14 protein-coding genes and 2 pseudogenes are annotated in these 17,633 nt (G+C 72.1%); 4 read left to right on the top strand and 12 right to left on the bottom strand.

Annotated features, from left to right (window positions below; genetic code table 11):
- The first annotated feature begins 2 nt into the window (after nucleotides 1-2).
- Nucleotides 3-740, top strand: a complete 738-nt coding sequence (gene hemQ / locus DDJ31_RS29740; RefSeq protein WP_093826761.1) for a hydrogen peroxide-dependent heme synthase — start codon at nucleotides 3-5, stop codon at nucleotides 738-740.
- A gap of 87 nt (nucleotides 741-827) precedes the next feature.
- On the opposite strand, the gene DDJ31_RS29745 is transcribed toward hemQ, so the two are convergent.
- Together DDJ31_RS29745 and DDJ31_RS29755 are read right to left on the bottom strand one after the other, a co-directional pair.
- Nucleotides 828-2,411 (bottom strand): alpha/beta hydrolase, encoded by a 1,584-nt coding sequence (locus DDJ31_RS29745; RefSeq protein WP_127177316.1) that lies wholly within the window; start codon nucleotides 2,409-2,411, stop codon nucleotides 828-830.
- An 834-nt stretch (nucleotides 2,412-3,245) separates the two neighbouring features.
- Nucleotides 3,246-3,623 (bottom strand): annotated as a pseudogene (locus DDJ31_RS29755) (DUF1152 domain-containing protein); the annotation flags it as partial.
- On the opposite strand from DDJ31_RS29755, the pseudogene DDJ31_RS40100 reads away from it, so the two are divergent.
- Nucleotides 3,616-3,998: pseudogene (locus DDJ31_RS40100) on the top strand (ATP-binding protein). The pseudogenes DDJ31_RS29755 and DDJ31_RS40100 overlap by 8 nt on opposite strands.
- Nucleotides 3,999-4,235: 237 nt before the next feature.
- Here DDJ31_RS40100 and DDJ31_RS29760 read toward each other — a convergent pair.
- The 10 genes from DDJ31_RS29760 to zapE all read right to left on the bottom strand — a co-directional run bounded on the left by DDJ31_RS29760 (nucleotide 4,236) and on the right by zapE (nucleotide 15,931).
- A complete protein-coding gene (locus DDJ31_RS29760; RefSeq protein ID WP_127177314.1) occupies nucleotides 4,236-5,024 on the bottom strand; it encodes a DUF4142 domain-containing protein in 789 nt (262 codons plus the stop codon).
- Nucleotides 5,025-5,137: 113 nt separating this feature from the next.
- Nucleotides 5,138-6,544: a DUF692 domain-containing protein gene (locus tag DDJ31_RS29765; RefSeq protein ID WP_127177313.1), complete on the bottom strand. Its 1,407-nt coding sequence runs from the start codon at nucleotides 6,542-6,544 to the stop codon at nucleotides 5,138-5,140.
- 130 nt (nucleotides 6,545-6,674) lie between these two features.
- A complete protein-coding gene (locus tag DDJ31_RS29770; RefSeq protein WP_431027002.1) occupies nucleotides 6,675-7,400 on the bottom strand; it encodes a peptidyl-tRNA hydrolase in 726 nt (241 codons plus the stop codon).
- A gap of 43 nt (nucleotides 7,401-7,443) precedes the next feature.
- Entirely contained in the window at nucleotides 7,444-8,286 is an 843-nt protein-coding gene (locus tag DDJ31_RS29775) for a polysaccharide deacetylase family protein (RefSeq protein ID WP_127177311.1), read from the bottom strand.
- 174 nt (nucleotides 8,287-8,460) lie between these two features.
- Nucleotides 8,461-9,417: a PPK2 family polyphosphate kinase gene (locus tag DDJ31_RS29780; RefSeq protein WP_171480925.1), complete on the bottom strand. Its 957-nt coding sequence runs from the start codon at nucleotides 9,415-9,417 to the stop codon at nucleotides 8,461-8,463.
- Nucleotides 9,418-9,488: 71 nt separating this feature from the next.
- Nucleotides 9,489-10,853 (bottom strand): alkaline phosphatase PhoX, encoded by a 1,365-nt coding sequence (locus DDJ31_RS29785; RefSeq protein ID WP_127177310.1) that lies wholly within the window; start codon nucleotides 10,851-10,853, stop codon nucleotides 9,489-9,491.
- Between the two features lie 92 nt (nucleotides 10,854-10,945).
- The gene (locus DDJ31_RS29790) at nucleotides 10,946-11,881 is read right to left on the bottom strand and encodes a slipin family protein (RefSeq protein WP_127177309.1); all 936 of its coding nucleotides are present in this window, start codon (nucleotides 11,879-11,881) and stop codon (nucleotides 10,946-10,948) included.
- Between the two features lie 117 nt (nucleotides 11,882-11,998).
- Entirely contained in the window at nucleotides 11,999-13,546 is a 1,548-nt protein-coding gene (locus DDJ31_RS29795; RefSeq protein WP_127177308.1) for a SulP family inorganic anion transporter, read from the bottom strand.
- 8 nt (nucleotides 13,547-13,554) lie between these two features.
- Nucleotides 13,555-14,133 carry a carbonic anhydrase gene (locus DDJ31_RS29800; RefSeq protein WP_127177307.1) on the bottom strand — a complete coding sequence of 193 codons (579 nt, stop codon included), beginning with the start codon at nucleotides 14,131-14,133 and terminating at the stop codon, nucleotides 13,555-13,557.
- A 625-nt stretch (nucleotides 14,134-14,758) separates the two neighbouring features.
- Complete coding sequence (gene zapE, locus DDJ31_RS29805) at nucleotides 14,759-15,931, bottom strand: cell division protein ZapE (protein ID WP_127177306.1); 1,173 nt, start codon at nucleotides 15,929-15,931, stop codon at nucleotides 14,759-14,761.
- Between the two features lie 72 nt (nucleotides 15,932-16,003).
- On the opposite strand from zapE, the gene DDJ31_RS29810 reads away from it, so the two are divergent.
- Both DDJ31_RS29810 and DDJ31_RS29815 read left to right on the top strand, forming a co-directional pair.
- Nucleotides 16,004-16,804: a pyrimidine reductase family protein gene (locus tag DDJ31_RS29810; protein ID WP_127177305.1), complete on the top strand. Its 801-nt coding sequence runs from the start codon at nucleotides 16,004-16,006 to the stop codon at nucleotides 16,802-16,804.
- Between the two features lie 145 nt (nucleotides 16,805-16,949).
- Nucleotides 16,950-17,420: an indole-3-glycerol phosphate synthase gene (locus DDJ31_RS29815; RefSeq protein ID WP_171480926.1), complete on the top strand. Its 471-nt coding sequence runs from the start codon at nucleotides 16,950-16,952 to the stop codon at nucleotides 17,418-17,420.
- The last annotated feature ends 213 nt before the right edge of the window (nucleotides 17,421-17,633 follow it).

The raw sequence follows: 17,633 nt of genomic DNA on the forward strand, positions 1-17,633 counted from the left end.
GCATGAGTGACGACGCTCCCACCACCGCCCCCGAGCGGATCCCGAACAAGGGCAAGCTGGCCAAGGACCTCAACGAGGCCATCCGCTACACCCTGTGGTCCGTCTTCAAGCTGAAGGACGTGCTTCCCGGCGAGGCCGACCGCGCGGGCTACGCCGCCGAGGTCCAGGAGCTGTTCGACCAGCTCGCCGCCAAGGACGTCACCGTCCGCGGCACCTACGACGTCTCCGGCCTGCGCGCCGACGCCGACCTCATGATCTGGTGGCACGCGGAGACCAGCGACCAGCTCCAGGAGGCCTACAACCTCTTCCGCCGCACCCGGCTCGGCCGCGCCCTCGAACCGGTCTGGTCGAACATGGCGCTGCACCGCCCCGCCGAGTTCAACCGCTCGCACATCCCGGCGTTCCTCGCCGACGAGACGCCCCGCGACTACGTCAGCGTCTACCCGTTCGTGCGCTCCTACGACTGGTACCTGCTGCCCGACGAGGACCGCCGCCGGATGCTCGCCGACCACGGCAAGATGGCCCGCGGCTACCCGGACGTCCGCGCCAACACCGTCGCCTCGTTCTCCCTCGGCGACTACGAGTGGATCCTCGCGTTCGAGGCCGACGAGCTGTACCGCATCGTCGACCTCATGCGCCACCTCCGCGCCTCCGAGGCGCGGATGCACGTCCGCGAGGAGGTCCCGTTCTACACGGGCCGCCGCAAGGAGATCGGCGACCTCGTCGCAGGCCTCGCCTGACACAGGGATGCCCCGCGCCCTCGCAGGAGGACACGGGGCATCGGTGTGTCAGGTCCCGTCAGGTCACCCCTGTCCGGTCCCGTCAGGTCACGGCGCGAGTGTCGCCTTCGGTTCCGCGCGGCCCGTGCAGGCGGCCCGCCGCTCCGGTACCCGCCCCTCCAGCAGGTAGGCGTCCAGGTAGCCGTTGACGCACTGGTTGGGACCGCCCGCGATGCCGTGGGTCCCGGCGTCCCGCTCGGTCACCAGCACCGCGCCCGAGAGACGCCGTTGGAGTTCGAGCGCCCCCTGATAGGGCGCCGCCGCGTCCCGCTCGGCCGCCAGGATCAGCGTCGGCGGCAACTCGCCGGGGCCGGTCCGCACGTCCAAGGGCCGCTGCCGGGGCGCGGGCCAGTACGCGCACGGCAGGTTCATCCACACGTTGTCCCAGGTCACGAACGGCGCCACCCGCGCCAGCCGGGTGTTGTCCCGGTCCCAGACCTTCCAGTCCTTCGGCCAGGGCGCGTCGTTGCACTCGACGGCCGTGTACACCGCGTTCGCGTTCTCCGCCTCGGCCGCGTCCTCCTGACGCGGCCCGGCCTGCTCGATCAGCCGCTTCGGCCGGCCCTTCAGATAGTCCGACAGGGCCTGTGCGCGGTGCGGCCAGTAGGTGTCGTAGTAGCTGGCGGACAGGAACGAGCCCTGCAACTGCGCGGGCCCCACCGTCCCGCCGGCCGGCTCGGCGGCCAGCCGCGCGCGGGCCTTCTCGTAGCTGCGCCGCACCTTCTCGGCCGTGTCGCCGAGCCCGTACACGTCGTCGTGGCGCGCGATCCACTCCCGGAAGTCCGTCCAGCGGCTCTCGAACGCGGCCGACTGGGCCAGGTTGTTGCGGTACCAGATCTGCCCGGGGTCCGGATCGACGGCCGCGTCGAACACCATCCGCCGCACGTGCGCCGGGAACATCGTGGCGTACAGCGCCCCGAAGTAGGTCCCGTACGACGATCCCATGAACGTCAGCTGCCGTTCACCGAGCGCCGCCCGGACGACGTCCAGGTCGCGGGCGTTGTTGAGGGAGGTGTAGAACCGCAGCGCCTTCCCCGCGCGCTGGGCGCAGCCGCGCGCGTACGCCCGCGCCTGCGCGATCCGCTCCCGCTTGTACGACTCCGAGGGGTGCGCGGGCGCCTGCGCGGGCCCCTTGAAGAAGCGCTTGGGGTCCTGGCAGGAGAGCGGCGCCGAGGGCGAGACCCCGCGCGGGGCGTACCCGACGAGGTCGTAGGCGGCGCCGATCCGCTTCCACTCAGGGAGCAGGCCGATCAGCGGGTAGTACAGGCCGGAGGCGCCGGGGCCGCCCGGGTTGAGGACGAGAGCACCCTGCCGGGGCACCCGGCGCTTGCTGTTGCGCGGGTCCTTGTGGGTGGCCGGCACCTGACTGACGGTCAGTCGGATCTGCTTGCCGGCCGGGTGGGCGTAGTCGAGCGGCACCGAGACCGTGCCGCAGCGCAGGCTGCCCGGCAGTTCCGCGGCGTCGGCGCAGTCGCCGAACGTGACGCCCGCGTCGGCGGCTCTGGCCACCGCGACCGCGGCACCGCGCAGCTCCGCGGCTCCCGGGACGACGGTCGAGCCGCCGGCCGGGGCGACGGCGAGCGTGGTCAGCAGCAGCGATCCGGCGGCCGTGAAGAGGGCGGGGGCTCTCATGGCGTGTCCCTTCGGTGCACGGTGGCAACAGAAGGGATGTTTCGGCCGACCCGAGGCGAAGGCAAGCACCACTCGCGGGTGTCGCCACCAATGCCCCTTGTGCGCCCCCGGCGCGAACGGGAGGGGGCGCGGCCGACGAGGGGGAGTGGGCGAAGCGGAAGGGCAGGGCACCCCCCCCCGAGCGAGCGCCGCGGGGCGCGGGGCTGAGCGGCACATCAGGTGATCAGCCGGTCAGGTTCCATTCGTCGAGGCGGATCCTCACCTGGTGGTTGTGGTCGGCGTGCTGGATCACCTCGCCGGCGACGGTGGCGCCCAGGGCGGGCAGCTCCATGTGGTGAGGCATGGCCGAGATCTCGGCAAGGCCGACTGCGTCAGGCAGGCCGTCGAGGAGGAGGAAGACCCCGAACGGTTGCCGGCCGATGACTCGTCCATTGACGTGGGTGCCAAGAGGCAGCGCGGAGACCGTTGCAGGCCAGCTTCGGTCGACGTCAGTCGAGGCCGGTAGTAGAGAGCGGACTGGCCAACCGAATTCGGGCATTGGCTCATCATGGCAGGGAGCGGGAAGGCGTGGACAGGCGATCGCAACGCTGCGCAGCTCAGGTTGCGGGACCGACACACCTTCCCGCTGCCTGCTGCCGGTTTCAGGGCCTGAGCCGCCTCCGCTGAGGATCGAAGCAGATCAGTCCCCTCGAGTCAGCCAGGTCCGCCCGCACAGTTGGCAGCTTCCTCCGCCGTGCTTCACCTCGCCTGCGGATGCTTTGCTGACCTGTGACGGCGACACCGTGTTTTTTCGCGTGGCGTCGAGGATTCGCCACATCGGGGCTTCGTGCTGTGCCGGGCGGCCGCCGTCAGCATGCCTGTCGCCTCTGACAGGTGCCAGTCCAGAACCGCGCCGATCGGTTCGGTGTCCTCCGCAGTGAAGGTGTGGATCACCGGGCCGAGCAGCTTTCTCAGCTCCTCGTGCGGCAGTTCGCCGTCCAGGCCGGGTCCCGCGACCAACAGGCTTACGGACGCGCCCACTTGCGCGCACGCCGCGAGTGTCAGGGAGTCCGCCAGCGGGCTCCGCAGGATCGGCTCGTCGCCTCGGGCCAGTACGTCGCCGCCGACGTCCAGGAGATCGATCGATGTCGGCCGGAGGTGGGTGATCAGGTCTTGGAGTTGGCGTGTGATGCCCTCGGCGCCGTTGCCCGGGTCGATCAGGGCAATGGCGTTGCATCCGGGCCCGGAGTCTGTTCTCGGGCCCGCCACTGGTTCCGGAAGTTCATCGCCGCTTACGGCGCGGCCTGTTCTGTCGAAGACTGCGTGCTGATGGTCTCGGAACTGGTGACCAAAGCGATCCGCTACGGGCGGTCCGAAGAGCCCTGGCTGGTGCGGGTCGAGTGGTTCCGAGAGGGCGCCTCGCTCCCTGTCGACGTCGCCGACACCTTGCCGCCTGAGAAGTCACCACCACTCTTTCGCCCCGAAGCGACTAGGGACGGGCTTTCGCCCTGCGGCGCCCCCTGGCCGGCTCACTTCTTGTCGCGCTTGCTCGTTCGCTTCTTGAGTTCGGCCTGGCCGCGCTTCGTCCAGTCACCTTGGTGGAGGTAGCAGCGCGACGTGCCCTTCATCGTCTTGTTCTGGCAGCGACGGTTGGCCGTCGTCGGCCAACCGCACTTCCCCTGCTTCCAATCGCCCACCGTCCACCCCCGGTAGTCCACGTCATGTGTCGACCACCAGATTGCGTACTCGGGTGGACGCCGAACAGGGCGCACGGCAGGCGGCCCCTTGGCTGTCGGTGCACGCGGGCAGTACGTCCGGCGCGTCGCGTTGCACCCGAAACCCCGCTCACCCCTCCGGAGTCAGCGCGGGCAACGGGCTGGATGCCGCCGGTGGTAGGGCGTATGTCGGTGTGCCTGTGGGCGTCAGTGGGACGGCTGTGCCCGGATTCGGGGTCGGGCCCGGTGGGCCCGGGGGGCGTGTCAGCGGGGCTGTCGCCGAGGCCGCCAGGTCCCGGGCCAGTGCGTCGAAGTCGACGTACCCCGTGGCCTCCAGGACCGTGATGTGGTCCAGGACCGTGGCGTTGGCGTCGTCCGCGAGCGCCCGTACCAGCGAGTTGCCGGTGGCCGCCCTCACCTGCGCGACGACCGAGAAGACCCGGCCGTGCGCCAGCCGCAGGATGTTGGCGAACCGCTCGTCGTACGTGACGCCCTGGGCCGCGTCCAGGGTGGAGAGCCACTCCCGCTGCTGGTCGTTGGGCTGGTTGGGCAGCGCGAGGTCCAGTTTCGCGGCCACGTCACGCACCCGGGCGTCCAGGAAGGTGTGCCCCTCGACGAGATGCCGCCCCGCCGTCCGCACCGCCTCGGTGGTGCCCTTCTGCTCCGCCTGCTGACCGGCCGGGAGTTCCCACAGCCCGGCCAGCCTGACCTTGACCACGAAGTCACGGTCGAGAGCGGTCAGCGGGCCGTACCGGGTCGGTACCGTCTGCGACTTCAGGACCTCGGCGCCGGTTCCCGACCGGTCGGCGTACGACCAGATCGGGAAGGCGAGCGCGAGCAGCGTCGCCGTCAGGCAGACGAGGATGAGCCCGGTGCCGCTGAAGAGTCCTCGGCCGGTGATCGGGGGTCGCGGTCGCATGGGATGCCTCCTGGCACGGCATCGCACACCAGTGTGCTCCGGTGGCGCGGGTGGGCATATTACCGCCGCGTCCGCCCGGAGTGCCCTACAGGGGGCGAAGGGTCACATCTCGCTCATCGCCCGAGCAGCACCCTCCGCGTGGCCCGCGCCAGCCGCGCCGCCGGGCGCTCCGACCTGGGAGACCTGGGCGCGGGACCCGACCGGTCGAGCCACCACTCCCGCAGCGCGCCGCGCACCGCCGGGTCGCCGACATGCCCCATGTCTCCGGTGTCTCCGGCGCGCAGCAGGTGTTCGGCGAAGTCCAGCGCGTCCCGCCGGTATCCGCCGGTCATCGGGTGCCCTTGCGCGTAGCCGACGAAGGCGGTCCGGTACGACTCCCCGAGGATCACCGGCAGTTCAGGCGCGATCTTCCCGACGACGTCCGCCCGTTTCGCGGCGAGCGCCCGCGCCTGCACCCCGATCCGCACCCGGTCGAACCCCTCGGGCACGGGCGTCCCGCCCACGAGCGCCGAGAGCAACGCCGCCTGCGCCACGGCGAGTCGCTGCCTGGAGGGGGCGGCGGAGGCATTGGGGGAGGGGGTGGGGGTGAGGGGTGTTGTGGTCTGTGCCGCGGCCGGCCGTTCCGTGGGGCGTTGTGCTGTCGGTTCCGTTGCCGCGGCCGGCCGTGCGGTTGCCTTCCGTGACCTCCGGCCCCTCTCCACCGCCGCGCGTATCGCCGTCAACTCCCCTTCCAGTTCTGCCGGGTCGGGGAAGTTCTCGTCGCGTTCCAGGAGGACTCCCGGGGGTGCCACCCGGGACGCCAGGTCGGTGAGGATGGTCAGGACCGGGGGCGGGACCGGGTGGGCGTGGCTGTCGTGCCAGACGCCGTCGCGTTCGACGCCGCCCGCGACATGGACGTAGGCGATGGCCTCCAGGGGCAGTTCGCTGAGGGCGTCGGCCGGGTCCTCGCCGCGGTTGACGTGGTTGGTGTGCAGGTTCGCGACGTCGATGAGGAGCCGTACCCCGGTCCGGTCGGCCAGGTCGTACAGGAACTGCCCCTCGGTCATCTCCTCGCCCGGCCAGGCGATGAGGGCGGCGATGTTCTCGACGGCGAGCGGCACCGGCAGCGCGTGCTGCGCGATCCGGATGTTCTCGCACAGCACGTCGAGCGCGTCCCGGGTGCGCGGTACCGGCAGCAGGTGCCCGGCTTCCAGGCGCGGTGACGCGGTGAGCGGTCCGCCCGCCCTGACGAACGCGATGTGCTCGGTGACCAGCGGCGAGCCCAGCGCCTCGGCCCGCTCCGCGAGCGCCGTCAGCCGCTGCGGGTCGGGCCGGTCCGCGCCGCCGAGCCCGAGCGAGACGCCGTGCGGGACCACCGTCACCCCGCGCTCGCGCAGCCGCAGCAGCGAGTCGGGCAGATGCCCGGGGCAGACGTTCTCGGACACCGCCTCCACCCAGTCGATCCCCGGCATCCGCTCCACGGCGTCCGCGATCTCCGGCCGCCAGCCGATCCCCGCCCCCAGTGCCCCCGGTCGCGCCATCGTCCCCCCCCACCTCGGCTTCCCTGTGCCGCCCTTTTCGTCAGTGACGGGGGTTATGGCCCCGGTTCCCCGGGGCGAACCCCGTACGCGGCGCGTTCAGAGGAACATTTGAGGTTGGACGGCGGAAGGATCAGCGCAGCGCCGGGTGGTCCGCCACCACCGTCCAGCTGCCAGGGGCGATCTCCGTGAACCCCGCGTCCTGCACCAACGGCAGCCCGCTGTCGACGAGTTCGGCCCAGTGGGCGGGGGTGGCGGTGCGGACGGCGAGCGGGTGGCCGGCGTCACGCCACGCGGTCCGCTCCTCCTGGGACAGTTCCCACCAGGCGAGTTGGGCGCCGTGGCCGGCCTGGGCCATCGACTTGCCCGCCGACATGTCGAGTTCGGGGCTGAACCAGATCACCGGGCCCGACGGATCGGCGGGCGCCGGCGGCTCGGGGTCCGCCAGTTCGGTGCCGGACACCTGGAGCTTGGCCAGGTCCTTGGGCCAGCCGTCGAGGGGCACCGGCGGGAACACCCGCACCTCGGCCGACTTCCCGGTGACCGTGATGCCGGGCAGCGCCTCGGCCCGCCGCCACTCGGCGCCGCGGGCCCGTCGGACGACCTTGCGGATGCGGGCGTCCTGCCAGTCCCGCATCGCCTCGGCCCACTCGCCGTCGCCCGTCGAACGCGGGTCGTCGAGGATCGTCAGCACGGCCCGAGCGGCGGTCTCCAGCGCGTCGGTGCGCGCGGGCGGCGCGTCCCGTTCGATCCGCACGACGAGCGGCAGCACGAACTGCGGGGCCTCGTCGCGAGGGGTGCGGTCGGTCTGGAAGGGGCTGTCACCGGGGGCGGCGGAATCAGTGCTCACATCGGACAACCTTAAGGGGCGGGCCACCCGGGGCCCGCCCCGCCGACGACCGTCAGCGCCCGGTCGCCGCGGCACCGATCAGCTGGGAGACCTTCACGAACCGGTAGCCCTTGGCGCGCAGCTCCGGCACGATCGCGCGCACCGCCCGCTCGGTGGCGGGCGCCGCGCTGCGGGTGCAGTGCATGACGACCACCGAACCCGGCTTGACGCCTTCGAGGACCTGCCGGGCGACCGCGTCGGAGTCCGTCGCGAAGGCGTCGCCGCTCACCACGTCCCACTGGACGGCGGTGACGCCGGTCGTGGCCAGCGTCTTCAGCACCTGGCGGTCGTAGCACCCGCCGGGGAAGCGGAAGTACGGCATCGGGTGGGCGACCCCGGCCTTGTGGAAGGCGGTGTACGCCCGCTCCACGTCGGAGGTCATCCGGTCGGCCGCCACCCTCGGCAGGCCGTAGCAGTCACCGGTGAAGGCGTAGTGGCTGTAGGAGTGGTTGGCGATCTCGAAGTTGGGGTCGGCGCCGATGGAGCGGGCCTCGGCCGGGTACTCCTCGGCCCAGCGGCCGGTCATGAAGACGGTGGCGGGCACCTTGAGCGTGCGCAGCGTCGAGATGAGCTGCGGGTTGTCGAAGTGCTCGCCGCCCGCCGCCCTGGGGCCCTCGTCTGCGGTCATGTCGGCGTCGAAGGTGAGGGCGACGGTCTTGTCGCCGGTGCGGGGGCCGTTGGTGAAGACGGGGGTGAGGCCGCCGGCGCCCGGGGTCAGCGTCGGCGGGCGCGAGGTGTCGGCGGAGGCCGAGGTGGGGGCCGGGCGGGCGGCGGTGGGCGCGGCGGGGGCGCCGCAGGCGGTGAGCGCGGCGCCGAGTACACAGGCGGCGGCTACATGGCGTACTCGAATGATCACCGTACGAACATAAAGGCATCAATAGGCATATTTTCGTACCGGCACGCACGCCTCACCCACCCGCCAGGCACCCACCCACACCCCGGAACCGACCTACACCCCGGAACCGACGCACACCTCGACCCCTCCCGCCCCGCCCCCGCCCAGCGGCCGCCCCCACACCCCCCGGCGCCCCTACCCCTTCACCAACCGCTCCCGCGCCCGCTCCACATCGAAGTCCCCCTCCGGGTACTGGGGGTCGAGTTCCTCCAGGGTTTCCAGCAGGAGCCGGCTCACCGCCCAGTTGCGGTACCACTTGCGGTCCGCCGGGATCACGTGCCAGGGCGCGGCCCCGGTCGAGCAGCGGGCCAGGGCGATCTCGTACGCCTCCTGGTACGCGGGCCACAGCGCGCGGTCCTCGATGTCGCCGGGGCTGAACTTCCAGTGCTTGTCCGGGTTGTCCAGCCGCTTCAGCAGCCGGTCGCGCTGCTCGTCGTAGGAGAGGTGCAGGAAGCACTTGACGACGGTGACGCCGTCGTCCGTCAATGACCGCTCGAAGGTGTTGATCGCGCCGTAGCGGTCCTCGATCTCCTCGCGCGGTGCCAGCTCCCGCACCCGGGCGACCAGGACGTCCTCGTAGTGCGAACGGTCGAAGATGCCCAGCTCGCCGGGGAGCGGCAGATTCCGTCTGACCCGCCACAGGAACTCGTGCGCCCGTTCCTTCTTGGTGGGCGCCTTGAACGCGTGGATGCGGCAGCCGGCCGGGTTGAGCAGGCCGATGACGTGCTTGACGGTGCCGCCCTTGCCGCTGGTGTCCATGCCCTGGAGCACCAGCAGCACCCGGCGCCTGTCGCCCGCCGTGCTCGACGCCCACAGCCGTTCCTGGAGGCCGGCCAGCCGCTCGCCCATGCGGGCGGTGGCCGCGAGTCCTGCGGCCTTGTTCCCGGGGGCATCGAGGCCGTCGGGGCCGCCGCGGACCGCCCTGGTGTCGTACCCGCCCAGGTCGATCCGCCCGCCCGCGGGCACCCGCAGCAGCTCGCGCAGCTCCGCCCCGCCGTCCCGGTCAGCCGTGCCGCCGCTCCCGGCGTGGTCGCCGCCCTTGCCGTGCTGGTGGCCCTTGCCGTGCTTGCTGCTCTTGCCGTGCTTGCCCACGCGGCACCCCTTCCGTCCTCTCCCTCGATCCTGCGGCGAGGACGGCCGGGGCGCCAGGGGAGAGCCGCTGGTCAGCCCTGCCAGGGACCCGTCACGGCGAACGTGGTGCCGGGCGTGTAGCAGTTGACGTACATGGTGCGGCCGTCGGGCGAGAAGGTGACGCCCGCGAACTCGCCCCACGCGGGGGCTCCCGGCGTGCCGATGTCCTGCCGGCCTCGGGCCAGCGGATAGACCTCGCCGCGCCGGGTGACGCCGAAGACGTGCTGCTCCCCGTCGCCGTCCTCGCAGACCATCAGGCCGCCGCCGGGCGCCAGGCAGATGTTGTCGGGGGACTCGCCGGGGAGCCTGACATCGGTGTCGGGCCCGAAGACGATCACCAGGGTGAGTCGGCGCCTGGCGGGGTCGTAGCGCCAGATCTGGCCGTAGTGGTCGGCGGCCGAGCCGTCCGCGCCGCGGGCGAACGACGACACGAAGTAGACGTGGTCGCCGCCCCAGTAGCAGCCCTCCAGCTTCTGCGCGTGGGTGATGCCGCGCGGTCCGAAGTCCTGGAGGCGGATCGGCGTCCCGGAGGCCAGCGGGTCCGGGACGTCGACCCATTCGACGCCGTCGAAGCGGGTGCCGATCTCCTGGACGGAGGACAGGTCCGGCACGTCGGGCACCCGCATCGCCTGGAGCCGGCCGCCCGCGCGCAGCGATCCGACGCCACCGAGCGGCCGCTCGGGCAGGAACCGGTAGAAGAGGCCGAACGGCGCGAGGAACGCGTCCTCGGTCTCGTAGACGATCCCGCGCGCCGGGTCGATCGCGACGGCCTCGTGCTGGAAGCGGCCCATCGCGGTGAGCGGGACCGCGCCGGTGCGGTGCGGGTCGGCCGGGTCCACCTCGAAGACGAACCCGTGGTCCTTGGTGTAGCCGTTGGTCCCGGCCAGGTCCTCGGTCTCCTCGCAGGTCAGCCAGGTGCGCCAGGGGGTCGGCCCGCCCGCGCAGTTGACCGCGGTGCCGGCGACGGCGACCCGCTCGGACAGCACCCGGTCCCCGTCGAGGGTGAGGGCCGTGCAGCCGCCCTTGCCCGCCGGGTCGTAGGTGAGGCCGGGGACGGTCGGGACGGGGTGGGCGGCGGTGGGGCGGTTCTCGTGGTTGCGGACCAGATGGACCCGGCCGTGGCGGCCGGGCAGCGCGGTCATGCCGTCGTGGTTCGAGGGGACCGGTCCCTCGCCCGAGCGCAGCGGGTCGCCCTCGCGGGAGAGCACCCGGTAGCGGAAACCCCGGGGCAGGTCGAGCAGCCCCGCGGGGTCGGGGACGAGCGGGCCGTAGCCGGTGCGCCCGAGGTCCTGGGCGGCGGCGGTACCGGCGAACAGTTCGGACAGGGCACCGGAGAAGGCGATGCCCGCTCCGAGGGCACCGGAGCGGGCGAGGATCTGACGTCGGGTCGCGGACATGCGGGGCGGCCTTCCTGCTGGCGGACAGGAACTGTGACCCGGCTGTGTCTACCATTCGGCGCGCGTCCCGGGAACGACGCCGGCACCATGTGTCACGTCTCGACCGGGTGCTCCGCCTGCCGGTCCCGCCGGTGCCCGTCGAGCGAACCGTCCACGGCGCCGTCCGGCGAGCCGTCCCCGACCTGCGCGCTCTCGGTGATCTGCGGCTGGTCGCGGGGCGCATCGGGCGGGGTCCGCCGGTCCTGCGCGGGCCGCTTCGGCATCTCGTGCTCGTGCGCCCGCTCCAGGAAGCGGAGCAGTTCCACCGGGAACGGCAGGACGAGCGTCGAGTTCTTCTCGGCGGCGACGGCGGTGATGGTCTGGAGCAGCCGCAACTGGAGCGCCGACGGTGTGGCCTCCATCTGCTGGGCCGCCTCGGCGAGCTTCTTGGACGCCTGGAGTTCGGCGTCGGCGTTGATGATCCGGGCCCGCCGCTCACGGTCGGCCTCCGCCTGACGCGCCATGGAGCGCTTCATCGTGTCGGGCAGCGAGACGTCCTTGATCTCGACCCGGTCGATCTGCACGCCCCATCCGATGGCCGGGCTGTCGATCATCAGCTCCAGGCCCTGGTTGAGCTTCTCGCGGTTGGAGAGCAGATCGTCGAGGTCGCTCTTGCCGATGATGGAGCGCAACGACGTCTGCGCCATCTGGGAGACCGCGAACCGGTAGTCCTCGACCTTGACCAGGGCGTCCGTGGGCTCGACCACCCGGAAGTAGACGACCGCGTCCACCCGGACCGTGACGTTGTCGCGGGTGATGCCCTCCTGGGCGGGCACCGGCAACGTCACGACCTGCATGTTCACCTTGTACAGGTGGTCCACGAACGGGACCACCATGGTGAATCCGGGGCCGCGGGCGCCGTCCACGATCCGTCCGAGCCGGAACACCACCCCGCGCTCGTACTGCTTGACCACGCGGGCCGCCGCCGATGCGTACACGACCCCCGCGGCTGCCAGTGCGCCGATCGCCGTCAGCAGTTCCGCGAGCATGACGACCTCCTCACGACGAGAGGTCAGATGTGTCTCTGCCCTTGCAACGATATGCCCGGCGGCCGGTCCGGTGCCATGGTCGGCGCGGACCGGCCGCGGGGCGTCGTCGGGGACGGGTCAGCCGGCGGCGGGACGAGCCGGTTCGGCGGTCATCCGCACCGGCTCGGTGCCCACCGCGCTGTGCCGCTCGGCCCAGCTCTCCAGGGCGGTACGGCAGGCGTGGTCCAGGTGGTGCAGACCGGAGAGGTCCAGCTCCACCGGGCGGTCCTGGGGCAGCGCCTCCAGGCTGTCCAGGATCTTCGGCAGCCGCAGGAAGGTCGCGTTGCCCGACAGATGCGCCTGGACGGGACCGGCGCCCTTGTCGATGACGTCAAGCCTGATGTGCGAGGCCTCCCAGGCGGTCTTGGCGACGGCGAGCGCGAGTCCGATGAGCACGCCCTCGAACATGCTGACCGCGACGATCGACAGCGCGGTGACCACCAGGATCAGCGCCTCACCGCGGTGCCCGCGCCAGAGCGAGACGATCTGTCCGACCGGGATCAGCTTGGCCCCGGAGTAGACGAGGATGCCCGCGAGCGCGGGGATCGGTATGTAGGCGAGGGCTCCCGGCAGCAGCGCCGCGAACAGCAGCAGCCACACGCCGTGCAGCACCCGGGACGCCTTGGTGCGGGCGCCCGCCTGGACGTTCGCCGCGCTGCGCACGATGACCGCGGTCATCGGCAGGGCGCCGAGCAGACCGCAGAGCGCGTTGCCCGCGCCCTGGGCGACGAGTTCCTTGTCGTACGCGGTGCGCGGGCCGCCGTGCATCCGGTCCACGGCCGCCGCGCTGAACAGCGACTCGGCGGACGCGATCAGGGTGAACGCGACGACCGTGCCGAGCAGACCGAGGCCGAGGAGATCACCGAAGGCGCTCAGCGGGGGCGGCTGGACGGAGTCCAGCAGACCCTTGACCTCGACGGTGGCGACGGGCATCGAGAACACCAGCGCGGCCAGGGTGGCGAGACCGACGGCGGCGAGCGGCCCGGGGACCGACCGCACCCGGCTCGGCATCCGCTTCCAGAGCACCAGGACGGCGATGGTGGCGGCGCCGAGGCCGAGCGAGGCCAGTGCGCGGGTGCTGCCGAGCGAGTCGACGAGCGCGCCGGGCAGTTCGACCAGCTTGGCCACCCCGGAGGCCGGGGCCTCGGTGCCGGCCATGGCGTACAGCTGTCCGGCGATCAGCACCAGGCCGATACCGGCGAGCATGCCCTCGACCACCGACACCGAGATGGCCCGGAAGTAGCGGCCCAGCTTCAGGGCGCCCATCAGGATCTGCAGGGCGCCGGTGGCGAGCACGATCACTCCGAGGGCCGGCAGGCCGAACTCCCGTACCGCCTCGAAGACCAGCACCGTCAGACCGGCCGCGGGTCCGGAGACCTGGAGGCTGCTGCCCCGCATCAGACCGGTGACGATGCCGCCCACGATGCCGGTGATCAGGCCCAGTTCGGCCGGGACACCGGAGGCGACGGCCACGCCCACGCAGAGCGGGAGCGCGACCAGGAAGACGACCAGGGACGCGGCGAAGTCCTGCCGCAGGTGGGGGAACCTCGATATCGGAGACCTGGATGACGCGGAGGACGCGGGGGATTTGGGGGGTGTGGGGGGTGTGGGGGAGGTGTTGGTCATCGGGGCGCTCACAGGGCCGCGAAGGCGTCGGAACGGGAGTCGTGCGCCAGGACGGCGCCGGTGTGGACCTCGTAGTACCAGGCGTGCAGGGACAGCTGACGGGCCTTCACCTTGGCGTCGATGTACGGGTACGAGCGCAGCCGCAGCAGTTGGGTCAGGACGTGTCCCTGGACACCCTCGCTGCACGCGGGGTCCTCGGGGGTGCCGGACGGGCGCGGGGTGGCGCTCGCGAGCCAGTCCCGCACGGCGGGCACGGCGGTCAGGTCCTCGTCGCGCACCAGCGCGCCGACGGCACCGCAGTGCGAGTGCCCGCAGACCACGATGTCGCGGACGCCGAGCACCTCCACGGCGTACTCGATGGTGGCCGCCTCGCTGGTGGGGTGCTCGGAGGCGTACGGGGGGACGATGTTGCCCGCGGTGCGCAGCTCGAACAGCTGGCCGGGACGGGCGCCGGTGATCAGGGCCGGGACGACCCTGGAGTCGGAGCAGGTGATGAACAGGACCTGCGGAGACTGGCCTTCGGCCAGCTTGGCGAACTCCTCAGGGCGCTGTCCGAACGTACGGGCGTTGTCGATGAGGGGCTGCATGATGATGTTCCTCCTGGCGCGCCGCTGAGGCGCGTCGGACGTGCAGGACAGGTGTGGGGGAACCGCTGTGCTGCCTTGTCAGCAGCGGAAGACCTGAAGTGCCGCCGGAGAGTGCGCCGTCGGGGGTCTCGACGTGCGCGGGGGCCGTGGTGCGGCCGGGGGGTGGTCGGCCGCCGGGTCCTGGGCCAGCAGCGGTCGTTCCGGGCCTTCCGGTGCGACGTCGACCGCGCGGTGGCGGTCGCGGTTGCGCAGGGGGCCCGTCGGGTCACCGGAGTGGTCGCAGTGACGGTGTGTCGCCGATTCGTTGCGCTGCGCGGCGCCCGAGGGTTTGATTCCGGGCGTAGCTTTGGCCTCGATTTGACGGACCGTATGCGCGGTTGCGAAGGACGGGGCGGTGGTGAAGAAGGGGAGGGCGAGCAGGACGGCGACAGCTACCGCGATCGCGGCTCGTACCGCTGCACCTCGCATCATGCGCCCCCCTCCCACTGGTTCACAGCTCTACCGCAGACCAACACTTGGTCAATGGATGGTCAAGAAACACGGTAACCCTGCAAAGTTGTTTGCAGGGTTAACTTAACGTTTCGAGCTGAAGAGAGCCTGAAATGTGAGGGTTGCTTGGCGCGAACTAGTCGCCAGGAGCCGCGTCGACCAGCTTCTTCCCGTCCCGGGCCAGCGCGGTCAGCCGCGAGATCGCCCGGAAATACTTCTTCTTGTAGCCGCCGCTGAGCATCTCCTGGCTGAACAACTGGTCGAAGGGCGATCCCGAGGCCAGCACCGGGACTTCACGGTCGTAGAGCCGGTCCGCGAGCACCACGAGCCGCAGCGCCGTCGACTGGTCGGGCACCGCCCGCACCTCGGTGAGGCAGACCGCCTCGATCCCCTCGGTCAGCGCGCCGTAGCGGCTCGGGTGCACCCGGGAGAGGTGGTCGAGAAGGAGCGGGAAGGCGTCGAGCGACGCCCCGGGGGTGGCGTACGCGGCCTTGGTGACCTGCTCGTCCGTGAACGGCTCGGGCGCCTCGGGCAGACCGCGGTGGCGGTAGTCCTCGCCGTCGATGCGCAGCGACCTGAAGCGCGCGGACAGGCCCTGTATCTCGCGCAGGAAGTCGGCGGAGGCGAACCGGCCCTCGCCCAGCTTCCCCGGCAGCGTGTTGGAGGTGGCGGCGAGCGCCACGCCCGCGTCCACCAACTTGCCGAGCAGGGACGAGACGAGGACGGTGTCGCCCGGGTCGTCCAGCTCGAACTCGTCGATGCACAGCAGGCGGTGGCCGGAGAGGGTCCGTACCGTCTGCTGGAAACCGAGGGCGCCGACCAGGTTGGTCAGCTCCACGAAGGTGCCGAACGCCTTGAGCGCGGGCTCGGCCGGGGTGGCGTGCCACAGGGACGCGAGCAGATGGGTCTTGCCGACGCCGTAGCCGCCGTCGAGGTAGACGCCGCGCGGGCCCGCGGGCGACCTGTGCGCCTTGGGGCGGCCGAGGCCGAGGAAGCCGCGCCGCGGCCCCTGGGCCGGGTGCGCCCCGCCGAGGCCGGCCGCGAACTCCGCCAGGATCCGCACGGCCTCGGTCTGGCTCGGCTGGTTCGGGTCGGGGACGTAGGTGTCGAAGCGGACCGCGTCGAAGCGCGGCGGCGGCACCATCTCGGCGACCAGCCGGTCCGCGGGCACCCGCGGTTCACGGGCGCACAGCGACTGCGGGGCCGGGTCGGCTATCGGGCTTGGCCCCTGGGCGGCGGCGGAGGAGGACGACACGGTTGACCATGCTAAGCCTGCCGGCGCGGGCGGGCGTCCCGGAGGGCTCCCCATCGCCGCAGGTGGGCGGGGCGGGGGCGGTCGGCCCTCCGCTGAAAGGGCCGGTGGCGTGCCACACTGCGTGTCATGCGACGCCTCGTACCTGTGACCGACGAGACAGTGGTGGACGCCCGCGGTGAGACGGCCGGGGGCGCCGCCGGGTGGGGGCCGGACGAACTGGCCGCCGCCTACGCCTATCCCGCGTCCGTCACCGGCCCGCGTCCCGCCCCCTGGCTGCGCGGCAACATGGTGTCGAGCATCGACGGGGCCGCCCGGCACGACGGGCGTTCGCAGGCCCTCTCCTCCCCGGCCGATCTGCGGATCTTCGGGACGCTGCGGGCGCTGGCGGATGTGGTGGTGGTCGGTGCTGAAACGGTACGCCAGGAGGGGTACGGGCCCGCCCGCGCGCCGGACGGGTACGCGGCGGCGCGCGAGGCGGCCGGGCAGCGGCCCGCGGCGGCGGTCGCGGTGGTGAGCGCGAGCCTCGATCTGGACTTCTCGCTGCCGCTGTTCGTCTCGCCGCTCGTGCCCACGCTGGTCCTCACCGGCGCCGCCGCGCCAGCCGACCGGGTCGCCGCCGCCGAGAAGGCCGGCGCCGAGGTGGTCGTCGCGGGGGACGGCACGGGCGTGGACCCGGCCCGCGCGGTGGCCGCCCTCGGCGCGCTCGGGCACACCCGGCTGCTCACCGAGGGCGGACCCCGGCTGCTGGGCCAGATGGTGGCCGCCGACGTCCTCGACGAACTGTGCGTGACGCTGGCGCCGCTGCTGACCGCGGGGGACGCGCCGCGCGTCACCGGCGGTCCGCCGGTCGCCGACCCTCGACGGTTCGCACTGGTGTCCTTGTTGGAGGAGGACGGGTTCCTGTTCGGCCGCTACCGGCGGTCCTGAAAATCGTCCAGTGGTCCCGCGGGTCCCGAAATCGGCGGAATCTATCGTTCCGCTTTGCTTCCCGAAGGCCCACCCATGGGCACACTAAATCTCGCAGTCCCCGTGAGATCACGGGGCAGGATGGTTTCTGCAGAAGGGGCGCCCGGTGTTCACGAGCGTATTGATGATCGAGAAGGCGCTGACGGCCGCCGACGTGGAGTTCGTCACCACCTTGCACGGGGACGAGGACGTCCGCTTCCTCGTGCTCCTCCAGCCCCGCGGCGACCAGGCGGACCGCCTGCTGCGGGCGATCGACGACGTCGCCCTCGGCGAGCTGGACGAGGCCGCGCGCGAGGGCGAGACGCCGGAGGGCGACGACGCCAAGGGGTTCGGCCGACGCGCCCTCGAGGTGTCGTTGCTCGCGCTGCGCGGCGCGGGCAGCGAGGCGGACGGGCGGCTGGTCGAGAACCACCCGCTGGACGCGCTGAAGTCGCTGGTCGACGAGGTCGGGGCGGACGAGGTGATCGTGCTCACCGATCCGCACTACGTCGAGGAGTTCTTCCACCGTGACTGGGCCTCGCGGGCCCGCCACAAGGTGGGCGTGCCGGTGCTCAAGCTGTTCTCGCACAGCGAGTGAGCGAGTGAGCGGGTAAGCGATTGAGCGGGTGCGCGGGTAAGCGAGTGACGGGGTGAGCGAGTAACAGCCGACGGGAGAGGAAGGGGAGCCGCGGGGCCGGCTCCCCTTCCCGGCCCGCACCCCCGTCGCGGCGGTGTGCCGCCGCGTGCCCCCGCATCCCGCGAGAGTCCCTGAGCCGGGTCCGTCGGCGCACCCCATAGGCTTGGGGCCGCT

This window comes from Streptomyces griseoviridis (genome assembly GCF_005222485.1).
Classification (GTDB): Bacteria; Actinomycetota; Actinomycetes; order Streptomycetales; family Streptomycetaceae; genus Streptomyces; species Streptomyces hintoniae.

Excerpts from the sequence above, each read along its gene's own strand:
- DDJ31_RS29760 (WP_127177314.1), bottom strand. The coding sequence starts at position 5,024 with ATGCGACCGCGACCCCCGATCACCGGCCGAGGACTCTTCAGCGGCACC.
- DDJ31_RS29790 (WP_127177309.1), bottom strand. The coding sequence starts at position 11,881 with ATGCTCGCGGAACTGCTGACGGCGATCGGCGCACTGGCAGCCGCGGGG.
- DDJ31_RS29785 (WP_127177310.1), bottom strand. The coding sequence starts at position 10,853 with ATGTCCGCGACCCGACGTCAGATCCTCGCCCGCTCCGGTGCCCTCGGA.
- DDJ31_RS29765 (WP_127177313.1), bottom strand. The coding sequence starts at position 6,544 with ATGGCGCGACCGGGGGCACTGGGGGCGGGGATCGGCTGGCGGCCGGAG.
- DDJ31_RS29745 (WP_127177316.1), bottom strand. The coding sequence starts at position 2,411 with ATGAGAGCCCCCGCCCTCTTCACGGCCGCCGGATCGCTGCTGCTGACC.
- hemQ (WP_093826761.1), top strand. The coding sequence starts at position 3 with ATGAGTGACGACGCTCCCACCACCGCCCCCGAGCGGATCCCGAACAAG.
- DDJ31_RS29810 (WP_127177305.1), top strand. The coding sequence starts at position 16,004 with ATGCGACGCCTCGTACCTGTGACCGACGAGACAGTGGTGGACGCCCGC.
- zapE (WP_127177306.1), bottom strand. The coding sequence starts at position 15,931 with ATGGGGAGCCCTCCGGGACGCCCGCCCGCGCCGGCAGGCTTAGCATGG.
- DDJ31_RS29795 (WP_127177308.1), bottom strand. The coding sequence starts at position 13,546 with ATGACCAACACCTCCCCCACACCCCCCACACCCCCCAAATCCCCCGCG.
- DDJ31_RS29800 (WP_127177307.1), bottom strand. The coding sequence starts at position 14,133 with ATGCAGCCCCTCATCGACAACGCCCGTACGTTCGGACAGCGCCCTGAG.